This window comes from Microbacterium sp. NPDC076768 (genome assembly GCF_040687205.1).
Lineage (GTDB): Bacteria > Actinomycetota > Actinomycetes > Actinomycetales > Microbacteriaceae > Microbacterium.
This window is the reverse complement of sequence record NZ_JBFBMU010000002.1, coordinates 819,109-833,962: the sequence shown is the minus strand read 5'-3', so window position 1 is coordinate 833,962 and position 14,854 is coordinate 819,109. Positions and strand designations below refer to the sequence as shown.

Annotated in this window: 12 protein-coding genes; all 12 read left to right on the top strand. The window is 62.4% G+C overall.

The window, feature by feature from the left end; all coding sequences use genetic code 11:
- Positions 1 to 20 precede the first annotated feature (20 nt).
- The 12 genes from alaS (at position 21) to AB0O87_RS10350 (ending at position 14,819) form a co-directional block, all read left to right on the top strand.
- On the top strand, positions 21 to 2,681 hold the full coding sequence (gene alaS / locus AB0O87_RS10405; RefSeq protein WP_363515149.1) for an alanine--tRNA ligase: 2,661 nt from the start codon (positions 21 to 23) through the stop codon (positions 2,679 to 2,681).
- Positions 2,678 to 3,151, top strand: a complete 474-nt coding sequence (gene ruvX, locus AB0O87_RS10400; protein WP_363515146.1) for a Holliday junction resolvase RuvX — start codon at positions 2,678 to 2,680, stop codon at positions 3,149 to 3,151. The genes alaS and ruvX overlap by 4 nt, the downstream gene beginning before the upstream one ends.
- 2 nt (positions 3,152 to 3,153) lie before the next feature.
- A complete protein-coding gene (gene mltG / locus AB0O87_RS10395; protein WP_363515143.1) occupies positions 3,154 to 4,650 on the top strand; it encodes an endolytic transglycosylase MltG in 1,497 nt (498 codons plus the stop codon).
- A 4-nt stretch (positions 4,651 to 4,654) separates the two neighbouring features.
- The gene (locus tag AB0O87_RS10390; protein WP_363515140.1) at positions 4,655 to 5,467 is read left to right on the top strand and encodes a shikimate dehydrogenase; all 813 of its coding nucleotides are present in this window, start codon (positions 4,655 to 4,657) and stop codon (positions 5,465 to 5,467) included.
- A gap of 60 nt (positions 5,468 to 5,527) precedes the next feature.
- Positions 5,528 to 6,757: a chorismate synthase gene (gene aroC, locus AB0O87_RS10385; protein ID WP_363515137.1), complete on the top strand. Its 1,230-nt coding sequence runs from the start codon at positions 5,528 to 5,530 to the stop codon at positions 6,755 to 6,757.
- Positions 6,741 to 7,259: a shikimate kinase gene (locus AB0O87_RS10380; RefSeq protein ID WP_363515134.1), complete on the top strand. Its 519-nt coding sequence runs from the start codon at positions 6,741 to 6,743 to the stop codon at positions 7,257 to 7,259. The genes aroC and AB0O87_RS10380 overlap by 17 nt, the downstream gene beginning before the upstream one ends.
- Positions 7,256 to 8,344, top strand: coding sequence for a 3-dehydroquinate synthase (aroB, locus tag AB0O87_RS10375; RefSeq protein WP_363515131.1), 1,089 nt, complete (start codon positions 7,256 to 7,258; stop codon positions 8,342 to 8,344). Before AB0O87_RS10380 ends, aroB begins: the two co-directional genes overlap by 4 nt.
- Complete coding sequence (gene aroQ / locus AB0O87_RS10370; protein ID WP_363515128.1) at positions 8,341 to 8,778, top strand: type II 3-dehydroquinate dehydratase; 438 nt, start codon at positions 8,341 to 8,343, stop codon at positions 8,776 to 8,778. The genes aroB and aroQ overlap by 4 nt, the downstream gene beginning before the upstream one ends.
- A 71-nt stretch (positions 8,779 to 8,849) precedes the next feature.
- Positions 8,850 to 9,410 carry an elongation factor P gene (gene efp, locus AB0O87_RS10365; RefSeq protein ID WP_363515125.1) on the top strand — a complete coding sequence of 187 codons (561 nt, stop codon included), beginning with the start codon at positions 8,850 to 8,852 and terminating at the stop codon, positions 9,408 to 9,410.
- Positions 9,411 to 9,413: 3 nt separating this feature from the next.
- Positions 9,414 to 9,824, top strand: coding sequence for a transcription antitermination factor NusB (gene nusB / locus AB0O87_RS10360; protein WP_363515122.1), 411 nt, complete (start codon positions 9,414 to 9,416; stop codon positions 9,822 to 9,824).
- A gap of 55 nt (positions 9,825 to 9,879) precedes the next feature.
- Positions 9,880 to 13,170, top strand: coding sequence for a DEAD/DEAH box helicase (locus tag AB0O87_RS10355; protein WP_363515119.1), 3,291 nt, complete (start codon positions 9,880 to 9,882; stop codon positions 13,168 to 13,170).
- Positions 13,171 to 13,250: 80 nt separating this feature from the next.
- Positions 13,251 to 14,819 (top strand): Rieske 2Fe-2S domain-containing protein, encoded by a 1,569-nt coding sequence (locus AB0O87_RS10350; RefSeq protein WP_363515116.1) that lies wholly within the window; start codon positions 13,251 to 13,253, stop codon positions 14,817 to 14,819.
- The last annotated feature ends 35 nt before the right edge of the window (positions 14,820 to 14,854 follow it).

Sequence of the window (14,854 nt, the reverse complement as noted above, 5' to 3'; positions counted from 1 at the left end):
GCAAGGACACCCGGAAACTTATGAAAACTGCGGAAATCGCGCAGCGTTACCTCGACTACTTCGAGAAAAACGACCACGTCATTGTCCCTTCGGCCTCGCTGGTGAGTGATGATCCATCACTGATGTTCACGGTGGCCGGCATGGTGCCGTTCATTCCGTACTTCACCGGTGTGGTGCCTGCACCTCACCCACGTATCGCTGACGTGCAGAAGTGCATCCGCACCAACGACATCGAAGAAGTGGGCAAGACCGCTCGGCACGGCACGTTCTTCCAGATGATGGGCAACTGGTCGTTTGGCGACTACTTCAAAGAAGAAGCCATCCGCTACGCCTGGGAACTTCTCACCAGCTCAGAGTCTGACGGCGGCCTCGGGTTCGACGAGAAAGACCTCTGGGTCACCGTTTACGAAACTGACGACGAGGCCGAGTCGATCTGGCGCGACATCGTCGGGCTAAAGCCCGAGCGTATTCAGCGTCTGGGTCGCGCGGACAACTACTGGAACACCGGTCAGCCAGGCCCAGGCGGCCCGGACTCCGAGATCTTTTTTGACCGCGGTCCTTCCTACGGCAAAGATGGCGGGCCAGCCGCCGACGATTCCCGTTTCCTCGAAATCTGGAACCTCGTGTTCATGCAGGATTTCATTGAGAACGTGCGGGGAAAAACAGAGTTCGACATCACGGGCGAGCTGCCGCAGAAGAACATCGACACGGGGATGGGCCTTGAGCGCGTCGCCTTCCTGAAGCAGGGCGTCGAGAACATGTACGAGTCAGATCAGGTGCGTCCTGTGCTTGACCGGGCAGTGGAGCTCTCCGGACGGCGCTACGGTGCAGTGCACGAAGACGACGTGCGATTCCGCGTTGTCGCCGATCACGTGCGCTCCTCTCTCATGCTTCTCTCTGATGGGGTGCGCCCTTCGAACGAGGGTCGTGGGTACATTCTTCGCCGCCTCATGCGCCGCGCCGTTCGTGCGATGCGCCTGCTCGGCGTCGATGAGCCTGTCTTCCCTGAACTCTTCTCGGTCTCGCGTGACGCGATGAAGGCGACCTATCCCGAACTGGAGACCGACTGGTCGATTTTGTCTTCTTCCGCGTTCGCGGAAGAAGACACGTTCCGACGCACGCTCGTCGCCGGATCGACGATTCTCGACTTGGCGCTCGATGAGACGCGGAAGGGCGGGGGAAAGACGCTCGGCGGTTCCGAAGCCTTCCTGCTGCACGACACTTACGGTTTCCCCATCGATCTCACTCTTGAGGTCGCTGAGGAAGCGGGACTCAACGTCGACCGTGAGGCCTTTGACACGCTCATGCAGGAGCAGCGTCAGCGCGCGAAGAACGATGCGAAGAACCGCAAGCGGCAGCTGGCCGATGTCTCGGTTTACCGCGATCTTCGCGCCATGGGCGAGACCGGTTTTGATGGCTACACAGAACTCGAGATCGAATCACGCGTACTTGGTTTGCTGGTAGACGGCGCTCCTGTCCGAAGCGCAGCAGAGGGGCAGATCGCCGAGGTCGTCCTCGCGGAAACCACGCTCTACGCCGAATCAGGTGGACAGGTTGCCGACAAGGGAACCATCGTCGGCCCCGGCTACGCACTTGAGGTACTTGATGTTCAGCGCCCTGTTCCCGGACTCATCAGCCACACGGTAGAGGTGACCCGCGGATCGGTAGCGGTTGATGATGTGGCGACGACTGTTGTCGACGCGGCTAACCGTCGCGCCGCCCGTCAAGCGCATTCGGCGACGCACCTCGTGCACGCCGCACTTCGCGACACGCTCGGGCCCACCGCGACACAGGCCGGATCATTGAACCGCGCCGGGTACATGCGCTTCGACTTCTCGTGGTCGCAGGCTCTCTCCGGTGACACCCGCAGTGAAATCGAGGAAATCACCAACCGTGCCGTCCAAGACGCACTGGAGGTGACCACCCGCGTCGTCTCGCTCGACGAAGCAAAAGAGGCCGGCGCGATGGCTCTGTTCGGCGAAAAGTACGGCGATGTCGTGCGGATGGTCGATATTGGCGGCCCGTGGTCGCGCGAGCTTTGCGCGGGCACGCACGTCGGCACAAGTGCGGAGATCGGTCTGGTGAGCCTGGTCGGAGAGTCCTCTGTCGGCGCATCCAACCGTCGCATCGAGGCGCTCGTCGGCGCTGACGCCTTCCGTGAACTCGCGGCAGAGCGTGCGATCGTCTCACAGCTCACCAGCTCGTTGAAGACTCCGCGCGAGCAACTGCCCGAGCGGATTGCCGATCTTGCAGCGAGCCTGAAGCAGGCAGAAAAGCGGATCGCTCAGTTCGAGGCCAAGGAACGAGCAGGCCAGATCCCCTCCATCGTCGAAGCAGCGACGCGTGTGGGCTCATTCCGGCTGGCTGCGCAGCACCTCGGCGAAGTTGCATCTGCAGATGATGTGCGCGACCTCGTCAATGGCGTTCGCGATCGGCTGGGCTCTGAGGCGGCCGTTGTCGCTCTGGGAGCGGTCGTCAATGGTCGCCCTGTCGTGGTTGTCGCAACCAACGACGCCGCGCGTTCTGCTGGCGCGAAGGCCGGTGCGCTGGCCAAGCGTGCGTCCGGAGTGTTGGGCGGCGGCGGCGGCGGACGTGATGATGTGGCGCAGGGCGGCGGCGCGGACGCTGCGGCGTTGCCCGCAGCGCTTGACGCCATCTCTCAGGAGCTAAAGGCCGCGTGAGTGGTTTTCGCCGCGGCGTGCGGCTGGGGATCGACGTCGGTCGAGCGAGGGTCGGCGTCGCACGTTGCGACCCGGATGGGATGCTCGCGGTACCTGTAGAAACAGTGCAGCGCAATGAGGAGTCCGTCAATCGCCTTGTGCAGTTGGCGGCCGAGCACGAGCCACTGGAGTTCGTTGTCGGGCTGCCGGTGAACATGCAGGGTGCCGACACGCTTTCCACAACAGACGCGCGCGAGTTCGCGGCTGCGCTGGGGGAGCGGACGGGAATCCCCGTGCGGATGGTCGACGAGCGACTCAGCACGGTGACGGCACACGCGGCTTTGCGCAGTTCCGGAAGATCACAGAAGAAGTCTCGTAGCATTGTGGATCAGGTAGCCGCTGTGGTTCTGCTGCAGCAGGCAATCGATATGGAGAAAAGCACCGGAAACCCGGCCGGAGCCACGATCTCGCCCGACGAGGAGCACGCCTGACGATGTCTGACCGTGACAGCGCTACGCCCGCAGGCGAGCCTGACCCCGATGCTCGCCTTGGCGACCTGTTCGAGAACCTTCCGGCGCCGAACACACAAACGCCGACGGTAGACAACAGCGCACCAGCTCCTGGATCGCGACGCGCGGCTCGCGAAGCAGCCCACAACAACGGTGCGCGCACCGCCGCTAGTGACGGCTCGCCAGCGGATCCGGTGGAACTTCCGCACCGCGCCTCTGCAGATGAGGCGACGGCTACGGGCTCAGCCCCTGATGCTCATCCCGTGCGGGATTCTGCCGATGCGGTAGAGACGCCGACGCGCGTTATCCCTCAGCCATCTACTCCCGAATCAGCGCAGGAGCCTGCAATTGGCGGGGGACTCGACGATCTATTTGCGGCAGAAGAAGATCACGCTCACGCGCGTCCAGCGAAGAAGAAGCGACGCAAGGGCTGCCTCATTGCCCTGGTGATTGTGCTGGCGATCCTCGGTGGGATGGCCGTAGCCGGAGTGTGGGTGGCGAACACCTATGGGGAGAAGATCAGCGACTTCATGGGCTGGGGTGACTCCAAGGACTGGGAGCCTGGGCAGGCCTCCGGTGAGACTTTCGTCACGATCAGGCAGGGCGACACCGGGTCTCCCGTTTCTGTGGCGCTCTATGAAGCAGGCGTCACCAAGACAGAAGACGTGTTCTACGACTACCTGGTCGACGAAAATGTTGCCGCGACGTTCTATCCCGGCGTTTACCGCATGCAAGAGAAGATGACGGCGGAAGCCGCTCTCGCTGCGCTGCAAGACGATGCCAACAAACTGGAGAACACCGTCTCGGTATCGGAGGGGGGAACCATCTTCTCTTCGCTCCCGGCCATGGCAGAGACACTCGGACTCCCGGTAGCCGATTTCGAAGCGGCGGTGGAAGATCCATCGCAGTACGGTGTTGATGCCCAGAGCCTTGAGGGGTGGTTGTTCCCCGCTGTCTATACCTTCGACCCGGAGGTGACGGCCACAGATGTGATCCAGCGCATGGTAGATCGCACCCGTGAGTCGCTGGACATGGCAGGGGTGCCGGCAGAGGAGGCACAGCGCGTGCTGACGATCGCTTCGATCATTCAGCGCGAAGGTCGGTTGGACGACTTCCCGAAGGTCTCTCGGGTCATCCAGAACCGGCTAGACATCGACATGATGCTGCAGATGGACTCGACAGCCCAGTATGGCTACGGTTCGTTGCACGAGGGCGTCGTTTCTAGCTCCGCCGAGGCGCTCGAAGACGACAACCCCTGGAACACCTACGTGCGAACTGGTCTGCCGATAACACCGATCGCTAGCCCGAGTGACGCGGCTATTGATGCCGCCATGAATCCTGTCGATGGTCCTTGGCTGTACTTCGTCACCATCAACCTGGCGACCGGCGAGACGCAATTCTCCGAAACCTACGCCGAGCACGAACAGGGCATCGAGAAGTGGCGCGAGTGGTGCAGGGCCAACCCCGATGGCGGGTGCTGAAAGCGTGACGCGCAACAGGCTCGCCGTGTGGGGCGACCCGATCGCGCACTCCAAGTCTCCAGATCTTCACGCCGCGGCCTACCGCGTTCTCGGCTTCGACTGGCACTATGGCAGGCGGCAGACCGACACGGCTGACTTCACGGCGGCTCTCGCCGGGCTTGACGACAGCTGGCGCGGACTCTCTTTGACGATGCCGCTGAAAGAGGCGGCATTTCAGGCAGCCGCCACGCATGACCGGCACGCCGAGCTCACTGGTGCAGTGAACACGCTCCTCTGGGGAGATGTCCTGGCGGGGTTCAACACGGATGTCGGCGGGATTGTCGATTCGTTGACTGCCGCTGATGTGCACCATGTCGAGAGAGTCCGCATCCTCGGCGCCGGCGCCACGGCAGCGTCGGCTCTCGTCGCCGCTGCGGAGATGGGAGCCTCGGAGATCGAGGTGCGTGCGCGGCGTCCAGAGAGCGCGATCGCACTCGAGCAGATCGGCCACCAGATGGGGGTCGTTGTGAGAACCCACGCCTTTGAAAGCTCTCCCGAGCCTGTGGACTTGACGATTGCGACGCTGCCCAGCGGCACCGCGCTTTCGGAAGAAACGGTTACGCCGCTGGCCACACACGGCGGCGCGCTGTTCGACGCCGCATACGCGCCGTGGCCGTCCGCTCTCGCGGTGGCATGGAGAGAGCACACGGTGATCTCTGGGCTGGAGATGTTGCTACACCAGGCTGTTCGCCAGATCCGAATTTTTGACCACGGCGACCCCGCTGTCGCTCTTCCCCACGAAGATGCGGTCGTCGCTGCTATGCGCGCGGCGCTCTGACGATCTGCCCTGGACGACACGCGGCGCAGCGGGGGTCCCAACACATGGAAGACTGGAGCAATGCTCCGCGTGCTCACAGCCGGCGAATCGCACGGCCCAGAACTCATCGCCGTGATGGAAGGTTTGCCCTCCGGCGTCCCCGTCTCTTCTGAAGCGATCCAGATCGATCTCGCTCGCCGCAAGTTGGGCTATGGTCGCGGCTCGCGGATGAAGTTCGAACAGGACGCGCTGACGATCTCCGGTGGTGTGCGCCATGGGCAGAGCCTCGGAAGCCCGATCGCGCTGCGTATCGGCAACACCGAGTGGCCGAAGTGGATCGAAGTGATGAATCCAGAGCCCGTCGAGCTCAGTGACAAATCCCGCGGTCGCGGCGCGCCGCTGACCCGTCCTCGTCCTGGCCATGCCGATCTGGTGGGCATGCAGAAATACGACTTCGACGAAGCCCGCCCGATTCTTGAGCGTGCAAGCGCGCGAGAGACGGCGGCGCGCGTTGCCCTCGGCGCGATCGCCCGCTCGTTTCTTGGTGAACTCGGCATCCGTCTCGTCAGTCACACGCTGTCGATCGGCCCCGTTCAGGTGCCGGTCGGATCAGCGCTTCCGACGCCGGACGATGTCGACGTTCTCGATGCAGATCCGTTGCGGTGCTTCGACCCCGTAACTTCGGCACGGATGGTCGCAGAGGTCGATGACGCCAAGAAAGACGGCGACACCCTTGGCGGCATCGTCGAGGTTTTGGCCTACGGTCTTCCGCCTGGGCTCGGCTCGCACGTGCACTGGGACCGGCGTTTGGACGCCCGCCTCGCGCAAGCGTTGATGAGCATCCAGGCGATCAAGGGGGTGGAGGTCGGTGACGGCTTCGAGACCACTCGCCGGCGAGGATCGGCCGCTCACGACGAACTTTTCGCCACAGACGGAGGCATCACCCGCGGTTCAGACCGTGCAGGGGGAACCGAAGGCGGAATGTCGACGGGTACCGTTCTGCGCGTGCGTGCAGGCATGAAGCCGATCGCCACCGTCCCGCATGCTTTGCGCACGATCGATGTAGCCACAGGCGACGACGCTACGGCACACCATCAGCGCTCTGACGTATGCGCTGTGCCCGCCTCCGGCGTGGTCGCTGAGGCGATGGTCGCTGTGGAGCTGGCGAACGCCGTGCTGGAGAAGTTTGGCGGCGACAGCGTGCGCGAGACCAGAAGAAACCTCGAGGGCTACATCGCGGGTATCCCTGCCGAGCTGCGCACCGCTCCCGCCTCTGAAGCCGCGCTCATCGCGCATGACGAACGCAGCTGACCCCCTGACGCTGGTGCTCGTTGGCCCGATGGCCGCGGGTAAAACCAGCGTTGGTCGGCGCGTTGCCCGACGTCTCGGCGTGCAGTTCATCGACACAGACAAGCGGATCGTTGCTGCCAACGGCCCTATCCCTGAAATCTTCGCTGAGCAGGGCGAAGCGCATTTTCGTTATCTGGAGCTGGCGGCGGTTTCTGAGGCTCTCGCAGAGGGCGGAGTCATCTCGCTCGGCGGCGGCGCCGTGACAGAAGAAGCAACACGTACGCTCTTAAAGGCGCACCACGTCGCTTTTCTCACGGTGAACGAAGAGGCAGTGGCCGATCGGATCCGCGGCAATAGCCGGCCCCTGTTGGCCGGGGAAGATCCGGTCGAGCGATGGAAGAGAATTTTTGAGGAGCGTCGGGGGTGGTACGCGGAGGTCGCATCCGCGACCTTCGACACTTCTCGGCGTCCGATGCAGAAGATCGCGGACGAGATCGTGGCATGGAGGAGAGAGCAGCAATGAGCACGACAACCATCAACGTGACCGGAAACGACGCATACGGCATTGCCATCGGACGAGGCATCCTCGACCAGGTTTCTGATGCTCTGGCGCCGGGGGTGCGCAAGGTTCTCGTCGTGCATCCGCCGACGCTTGCCCTCCGCGCGGCGGAGCTCCGCGACCGACTTCTGGCTGACACCACAAATGGGCCGCGCGAGGTGCTGCTGGCCGAGATCCCTGATGCGGAACAGGGAAAGCGCATCGAAGTCGCGGCGTTTTGCTGGCAGGTCATGGGCCAGGCCGACTTCACCCGCAGCGATGCCGTCGTCGGTTACGGCGGGGGAGCGGTCACAGATCTGGCCGGCTTTGTGGCGGCGACCTGGTTGCGCGGCGTGCAGTTGGTTCAGGTACCGACCACGGTGCTCGGACTCGTTGATGCGGCCGTCGGCGGAAAGACTGGCGTCAACACGGCAGAGGGAAAGAACCTCGTTGGTGCTTTCTGGGCGCCGACAGCCGTTATCGGCGACTTGGACGAGCTGTCCAGCCTCAGCCCGAACGAGGCGACGGCCGGTTTCGCGGAGGTCGTAAAGGCCGGTTTCATCTGGGCACCTGAGATTCTCGACATCGTCGAAGCTGACCCCGTGCGCGCCGTAGACACGACAACGCCCGAGTTTCGGCGCGCGGTCGAGCTTGCGATCGACATGAAAGCGAAGGTTGTTTCTGACGACTTCCGCGAGGCAGGGCAACGCGAGATCCTGAACTACGGGCACACCCTGGGGCATGCGATCGAGCACGCCGAGCGTTACCGCTGGCGGCATGGGGCGGCCATCTCAATCGGCATGCTCTATGCCGCAGAACTCTCGCGGCTTGCAGGGCGACTGCCCGATGCTGCAGCAGAGCGGCACCGCACGATTCTCGAATCTCTGGGACTTCCCACGTCTTATCGTGGTGGGGCGTGGCAGACGCTGCTGGCCTCCATGCAACGCGACAAGAAGAGCCGTGGCGGCATGCTTCGCTTCATCTTGCTCGACGACTTCGCGAAGCCGACCGTACTTCAGGCCCCAGACGAGTCACTCCTGTTTGCGGCGTATCAGGAGGTGGCGGAGTGACGAGGCGCATCCTGCTGGTCAATGGACCGAATCTGAACCTCCTCGGCGTACGGGAACCAGATGTGTATGGCACGGCAACGCTGGCCGATGTCGAGCGCCTCACCGCCGATGCCGCAGCCGAAGAGGGCTTCGAGCTGGGGGCTGTTCAGAGCAACCACGAAGGCGTGTTGATTGACGCGATCCATGCCGCTCGCACCGAGTGTGTCGGTATCGTCATCAACCCTGGCGGGCTCACCCACACCTCTGTCGCGTTGCGCGACGCCCTTACCGGGGTGTCACTGCCTTTCGCAGAAGTGCACATCTCTGACGTCTACGCGCGAGAGGAGTTCCGACACCACTCCTACCTGCACGACGTCGCCGCGGTACGCGTGATCGGCCGCGGCATCGACGGCTATGCAGATGCGGTGCGGCAGCTTGCGGCACTCATCCCGTAGAATCGACTGTCGGCCGCTCCGTATCGCGTGGGGAGGCCGCCCCCACGGACCCAGAACGGAACCCCCAGCGAATGGCATCTACCGCAGACATCAAGAACGGCGTCGTCCTCAGCATTGACGGGCAGCTCTGGAGCGTTATCGAGTTCCAGCACGTCAAGCCAGGCAAGGGTGGCGCCTTTGTGCGCACCAAGCTGAAGAACGTCGTGTCTGGCAAGGTCGTCGACCGCACGTACAACGCTGGCGCCAAGATCGACATCGAGAATGTCGACCGCCGCGACTACACGTACCTCTACACCGATGGAGACAACTACGTCTTCATGGATCAGAGCGACTACGACCAGATCACGGTCGGCGCAGCAACCGTCGGCGACGCGAAGAACTTCATGCTCGAGAACCAGGCTGTCACCATCGCCCTGAACAACGGCACCCCGTTGTACCTCGACCTGCCCGCCTCGGTGATTCTTGAAGTCACCTACACCGAGCCTGGTCTGCAGGGTGACCGCTCTTCGGCTGGCACCAAGCCTGCAACCCTCGAGACCGGCTACGAGATGCAGGTGCCGTTGTTCCTTGAGACCGGAACCAAGATCAAGGTCGACACCCGCACCGGTGACTACCTCGGCCGCGAGAAGTAAGGCGTGAGTGCCAGGACGAAGGCGCGCAAGCGCGCTCTTGACATTCTCTTTTCTGCCGATGTCCGCGGCGATGCCGTTGCAGTGACGCTTGCCGCTGAGGCCAAGCGCGCAGCGAGTGAGCCCGCCCGCGAAGCTTCTTGGCTGTATGCCAGGGAGATTGTGGACGGCATCATCGACCATCGCGATGAGATCGACGAGCAGATTACGACGCACAGTCGCGATTGGAAGCTTGAGCGGATGCCGGCGGTCGACCGTGCGCTGCTGCGCATCGGTGTGTGGGAGATGCTCTACAACGACGAAGTTCCCACTGCTGTCGCGATTGACGAGGCAGTGGAACTCGCCAAGGAGTTCTCTACCGACGATTCCGGCGCGTTTGTCCACGGCGTCCTCGCCAGGGTAGACCGCGCAGCCTGACCCGTCGAGCACGAGTCGCTGCGCCGTTGTCGGATGCCGCGGGAAGGATACTGGCGTGCCTGCACCTCACGTCGACCTCCGTGATCTCATGCAGATCACGGACGCCGGTGGCTATTCACGTGGGCTCGCGTACTTCCGCGAAGGCAACGTCCTCGATGTCGAATGGGACGAAGACCGTCAAGAACTCGAAGCCCACGTAAAGGGCAGCCACGACGCGACCTACCTCGTCGAAGTGGGCTTTGTCTCCTCGCACGGCAAGAGCCATGCGCGTTCGACGCGGTGCACCTGTCCCGTGCGTTCAGGGTGCAAGCACGTGGTGGCCGCACTCCTCGCGTCCAACGTGCAGGAGTACTCACAGCAGACCGGATCCCGCATTGCTGAACCGGTCGCTGACCCCGCACCCGCAAAACAACAGGTTGCTCCTTCGTGGCGCGCGCTTGTCGAAGCTTCACGCACCACACAGCTCCAGTCGCTCGCGCTGGGTGTGGAGTTGCGGCACCGTGAACCGCGCGGCGACAACCATTGGGCGCCACGCTCTGTGCGACCAGCGACCCCGCGCGACCTCGCCCGGGGCACGGGCGAGCTGCTATTGGCTATCCGCCCTCTCATGCGCAGTCATCAAACCGGAGCGTGGATCCAGGGCCATGCCACCTGGGAAGCGGTGCGGCGCGACGTGACGCAGTTCGGCCGTGTGCAGAACCGCTGGTTCGGTGATCTGCTCAGCATCTCGCGCGATTCGCTGCTGTCGGGAAACGCGGGCGACTGGTTGGTCGTAGACCAGATCGAGTCTGGGTTGCTTTGGGGCCATCTGCGCGCTGGTGCTGCGCTGGGAATTCCGTTGGTCGCGAGCCAGAAACACTCCACCGTTCACCTCGCGGAGTCGGCGGAAGTCTCGGCAAGAATTTCCCGCGATGACCAAGGAGCGATCACGCTGGAGTCCGTCGTGACGATCGACGACGCAGAGACCGACAGCTCCGTCGTGCAGCCCATCGGACGGTCAGGTGTATACGCCGCGACACTTCAGGGCAGTCGCATCCGCATCTCGCTCGCGGAGCTTTCGCTCACCCCTCAGCTGCGCGCTCTCGTCGAGGCGAAAACGCCGATTCTCGTGCCCCAAGAAGAAGAAGAAGCTTTCGTCGCCGAGGCCTATCCACTGCTGGCACGACGTGCGGTTATCGAAACAGTGGGAGACGTCGCTCTCCCGGAGGTCCCCGCGCCAGAGCCCATCTTGAACGTCGCGTTCGAGAAGGGCGACGTCATCAGCTACTCCTTTGGATGGTCGTATCGGGGATTCGGGAAAGTCCCCTTCACACCGAGCCCGGCGGCTGTGCGCGATTTGGAAACCGAAGCAGTGCGGCAGACGGAACTGGAAGCCGTCTGGCACGAGCACATGACAACGCGCTTCCGACCGTCAGGTTCGTTCCATGACATCGAAGCTGCGTCGTTCATGGCGCACACTGTCCCCGCGTTTGAGGCGGCAGGGGTGGTGCTCTCCACCACGGGCACCCGCAAGGAGTATCGCGAACTCACTGGCGTGCCAGAAGTCTCTGTGACGACCGTCGAGTCAACCGACGCCGATTGGTTCGATCTCGGCATCATCGTGAAGATCGATGGAAGAAGCATCCCGTTCGGACCGCTTTTCACGGCTCTCAGCAGAGGGAAGAAGAAGCTGTTGCTCTCTGACGGCGGCTACTTCAGCGTGAACCACCCGGCGCTTGATCGTCTGCGTGAACTTATCGAGGAGGCAGGCGAGCTCGATGAGTGGGAGACGGGGCCACGCATCAGCCGCTACCAGACAGACCTCTGGGAAGAGTTCGAAGATCTCGCAGACGAGGCCCAGCCAGCGGTCAGTTGGCGGTCGACGGCCGAGGGGCTGCGACAAACCACTGAGGTGCCGTCGAGTCCTGTGCCGGCGTCGTTGCGCGCAGAATTGCGTCCGTACCAAAAGTCGGGTTTCGACTGGCTCGCCTTCCTCTGGAAACACAGGCTCGGCGGAATCCTTGCCGACGACATGGGCTTGGGCAAGACCCTGCAGTTGCTGACGTTTGTGCAGCATGCGAAAGACAGCGGTGAACAGCGTCCGTTCCTCGTGCTGGCCCCGACGTCTGTGCTCAGCACCTGGAAAACAGAGGCAGCGCGGTTCACACCAGAGCTTCGCGTGGCGGTTGTCGACAGCACAAGCGGGACGCGGCGACGATCAGTGGCGGAGTCTGCCGCCGGAGCCGACATAGTGGTGAGTTCTTACACAGTGGCGCGCCTCGACGAGAGCGAATTCGGAACGGTCAGCTGGGCTGGGCTCATTCTTGACGAGGCGCAGTTCGTCAAGAACCCGAAGACGAAGTTGCACCGTGCGATCGCGACCTTTGATGCCGACGTCACCTACGCCGTTACCGGTACCCCGATGGAGAACAGCCTCTCCGACCTGTGGGCGCTTTTGAAACTCACAGCGCCCGGCTTGTTTCCTTCCGCACGAAAGTTCCGTGATCGGTACATCCAACCGATCGAGAAGGGCAAAGTCCCCGAGAACGAAGAGGGCGGAGAGTTCCGTCAGCGACGCCTCACGCAACTGCGCCGTCGGATCCGTCCGCTCATGCTTCGACGGACAAAAGAGCTTGTCGCACCAGATCTGCCGCCCAAACAAGAGCAGGTGCTTGAGGTCGAGCTGAGCGCTTCACACCGCGCACTGTATGACGTGGTGCTGCAACGCGAACGGCAAAAGGTGTTGGGATTGCTCGACGATCTCGACCGCAACCGGTTTATCGTTTTTCGCTCGCTCACGCTGTTGCGGATGCTGAGTCTTGCTCCTGTTCTCGTAGACGAGAACGATGCGGATATTGGCTCAAGCAAGCTCGATACGCTCCTCACGAAAGTCGCCGAGCTGCAGGCCGAAGGGCATCGGGCACTGGTGTTCAGCCAATTCACCTCTTTCCTCGACCTCGCGGCCGCACGCCTCAAAGAGGCGGGCATCCCCTTCGCACATCTCGATGGCTCGACCCGTCGTCGCCAAGACGTGGTCGACGGGTTCCGCGGGGGAGAGCAAACGGTCTTTTTGATCAGCCTCAAAGCTGGCGGGTTCGGGCTCACCCTCACCGAGGCGGATTACGTGTTTCTCCTCGACCCCTGGTGGAACCCTGCGGCCGAGGCCCAAGCGATCGACCGCACTCATCGCATCGGTCAGACCAGTCAGGTGTTCGTCTACCGGATGATCTCGGCTGGCACGATCGAAGAGAAGGTCCGCGAGTTGCAACAGCGCAAGGCCCGTCTGTTCACCGCCGTAATGGACGATGAGGCACTCTTCGCGCAGTCGCTAACGGCCGACGACATCCGCGGACTTTTCGAGGACTGAGCGGATAGTCACGGCCGAGTCGGGCGGGTACACGGGGAGCCGTCGGTAGAATCAAACGGTTCACTTTCGGGAGGAATGCAATGCGGATTACGGGACTCGGCCACGCCGGGATGTTCATCGAGACGGCTGGCGGGAACATCATCTGCGACCCGGTCCTCGGACCCTCGTTCTATGGGTCGTGGTTTCCGTTTCCCGATAACAGGGGACTGGACTGGGAGCGCTACGGTCGCGACGCTGATTTTCTGTGGATTTCGCACCGGCACCGCGACCACTTCGACCCGAAGTTCCTTGAGCGGTACATCCGCAAAGACATCGAAGTGTTGCTGCCCGAATACCCCACGGATGATCTAGAAAAAGACATCCGCGCGCTGGGGTACACGAACATTACCTACGCACCCGCAGGGCAGATCATCGAGCGCGGCGCTCTGAAGATGATGATCACCCCTCTCCGTGCGCCCAGTGACGGGCCTATCGGCGACTCATCGCTCAGCGTTGACGATGGCACCGGATCGATTCTGAACCAGAACGATTCGCACCCGCTCGATCTGGAGACGCTGCTCGACTTCGGTAAGCCTGACGCGTACTTCACCCAGGTATCTGGTGCCATCTGGTGGCCGATGGTTTACGACCTTCCGCTGGACGCGAAGCAGAACTTCGCGCGCTTGAAGCGCGAAGCGCAGAACAAGCGCGCCATGTACTACATCGAAAAAGTCGATGCCCCGCACGTCTTCCCGATGGCAGGGCCGCCCATGTTCCTGCGCGACGAGCTGTTCCAGTACAACGGCATGGGGAAGAACGGCGAATCGATCTTCACGGATCAGAAGCAGTTCCTTGCGCACATGCAGGAGTTGGCTCCGAAGTACGACGGCCAGCTCTTCATCCCTGGAACCGTCGTCACCGTCGATGGCGGGGCAGTGAGCACGGAACAAACGCTTTACAGCGAGGCCGAGATTTCCCACATCTTCGATGAGAAGTGGGAGTACCTCGAAGAGCAGCGCGCAAGTCGGCAGCAAGAGATTCGTGACGAAGAGGCTTCGAGAGCCGAAGTGATCCCCCCGGCAGAAATGCTGGAAGCAATCAAGACCTGGTGGGAGCCTCTGCTGAAGAAGTCGCGCACGATTCGCCTCGGCGTTGGCGGCTGCGTGCGGTTCCGCATCGGCGAACTCGATATGGTCGTCGACTTTCCGCGGGCAAAAGTGCGCGAGTACGCGGGGGAGGAGTGCGTGTACTGGTACACCATTCCCGCCGACCTCGTATCGACGAACATCCACGATCACGAAATCGATTGGTCGAACTCGATCTTCCTCTCGATGCAGTTCTCTGTCGGTCGCAGCGGCAAGTTCAACGAGTTCCTTACGACGTTCTTGAAGTGCCTTTCTGTCGACCGCATCGAGTACGTCGAAAACTGGTACCAGGAGCAGACAGACCAAACCGAAGATACCCAGATCGGGGATTGGGTCGTTCAGCGTCGCTGCCCTCACCTCCGCGCAGACCTCACGAGAACGGGCACCGTCGATGAAGACGGCATCCTCACGTGCAGCATGCACGACTGGAAATGGGATCTGAAGAGCGGTCGTTGCCTGTCCACGGCTGGTCACCCGATCCGCTCATCGAAGAGTGACGCGGATATCGAGGCACTGCTCGGATAGACTGCAGAGAACAGCAACCTTTAACACCGTCCTGT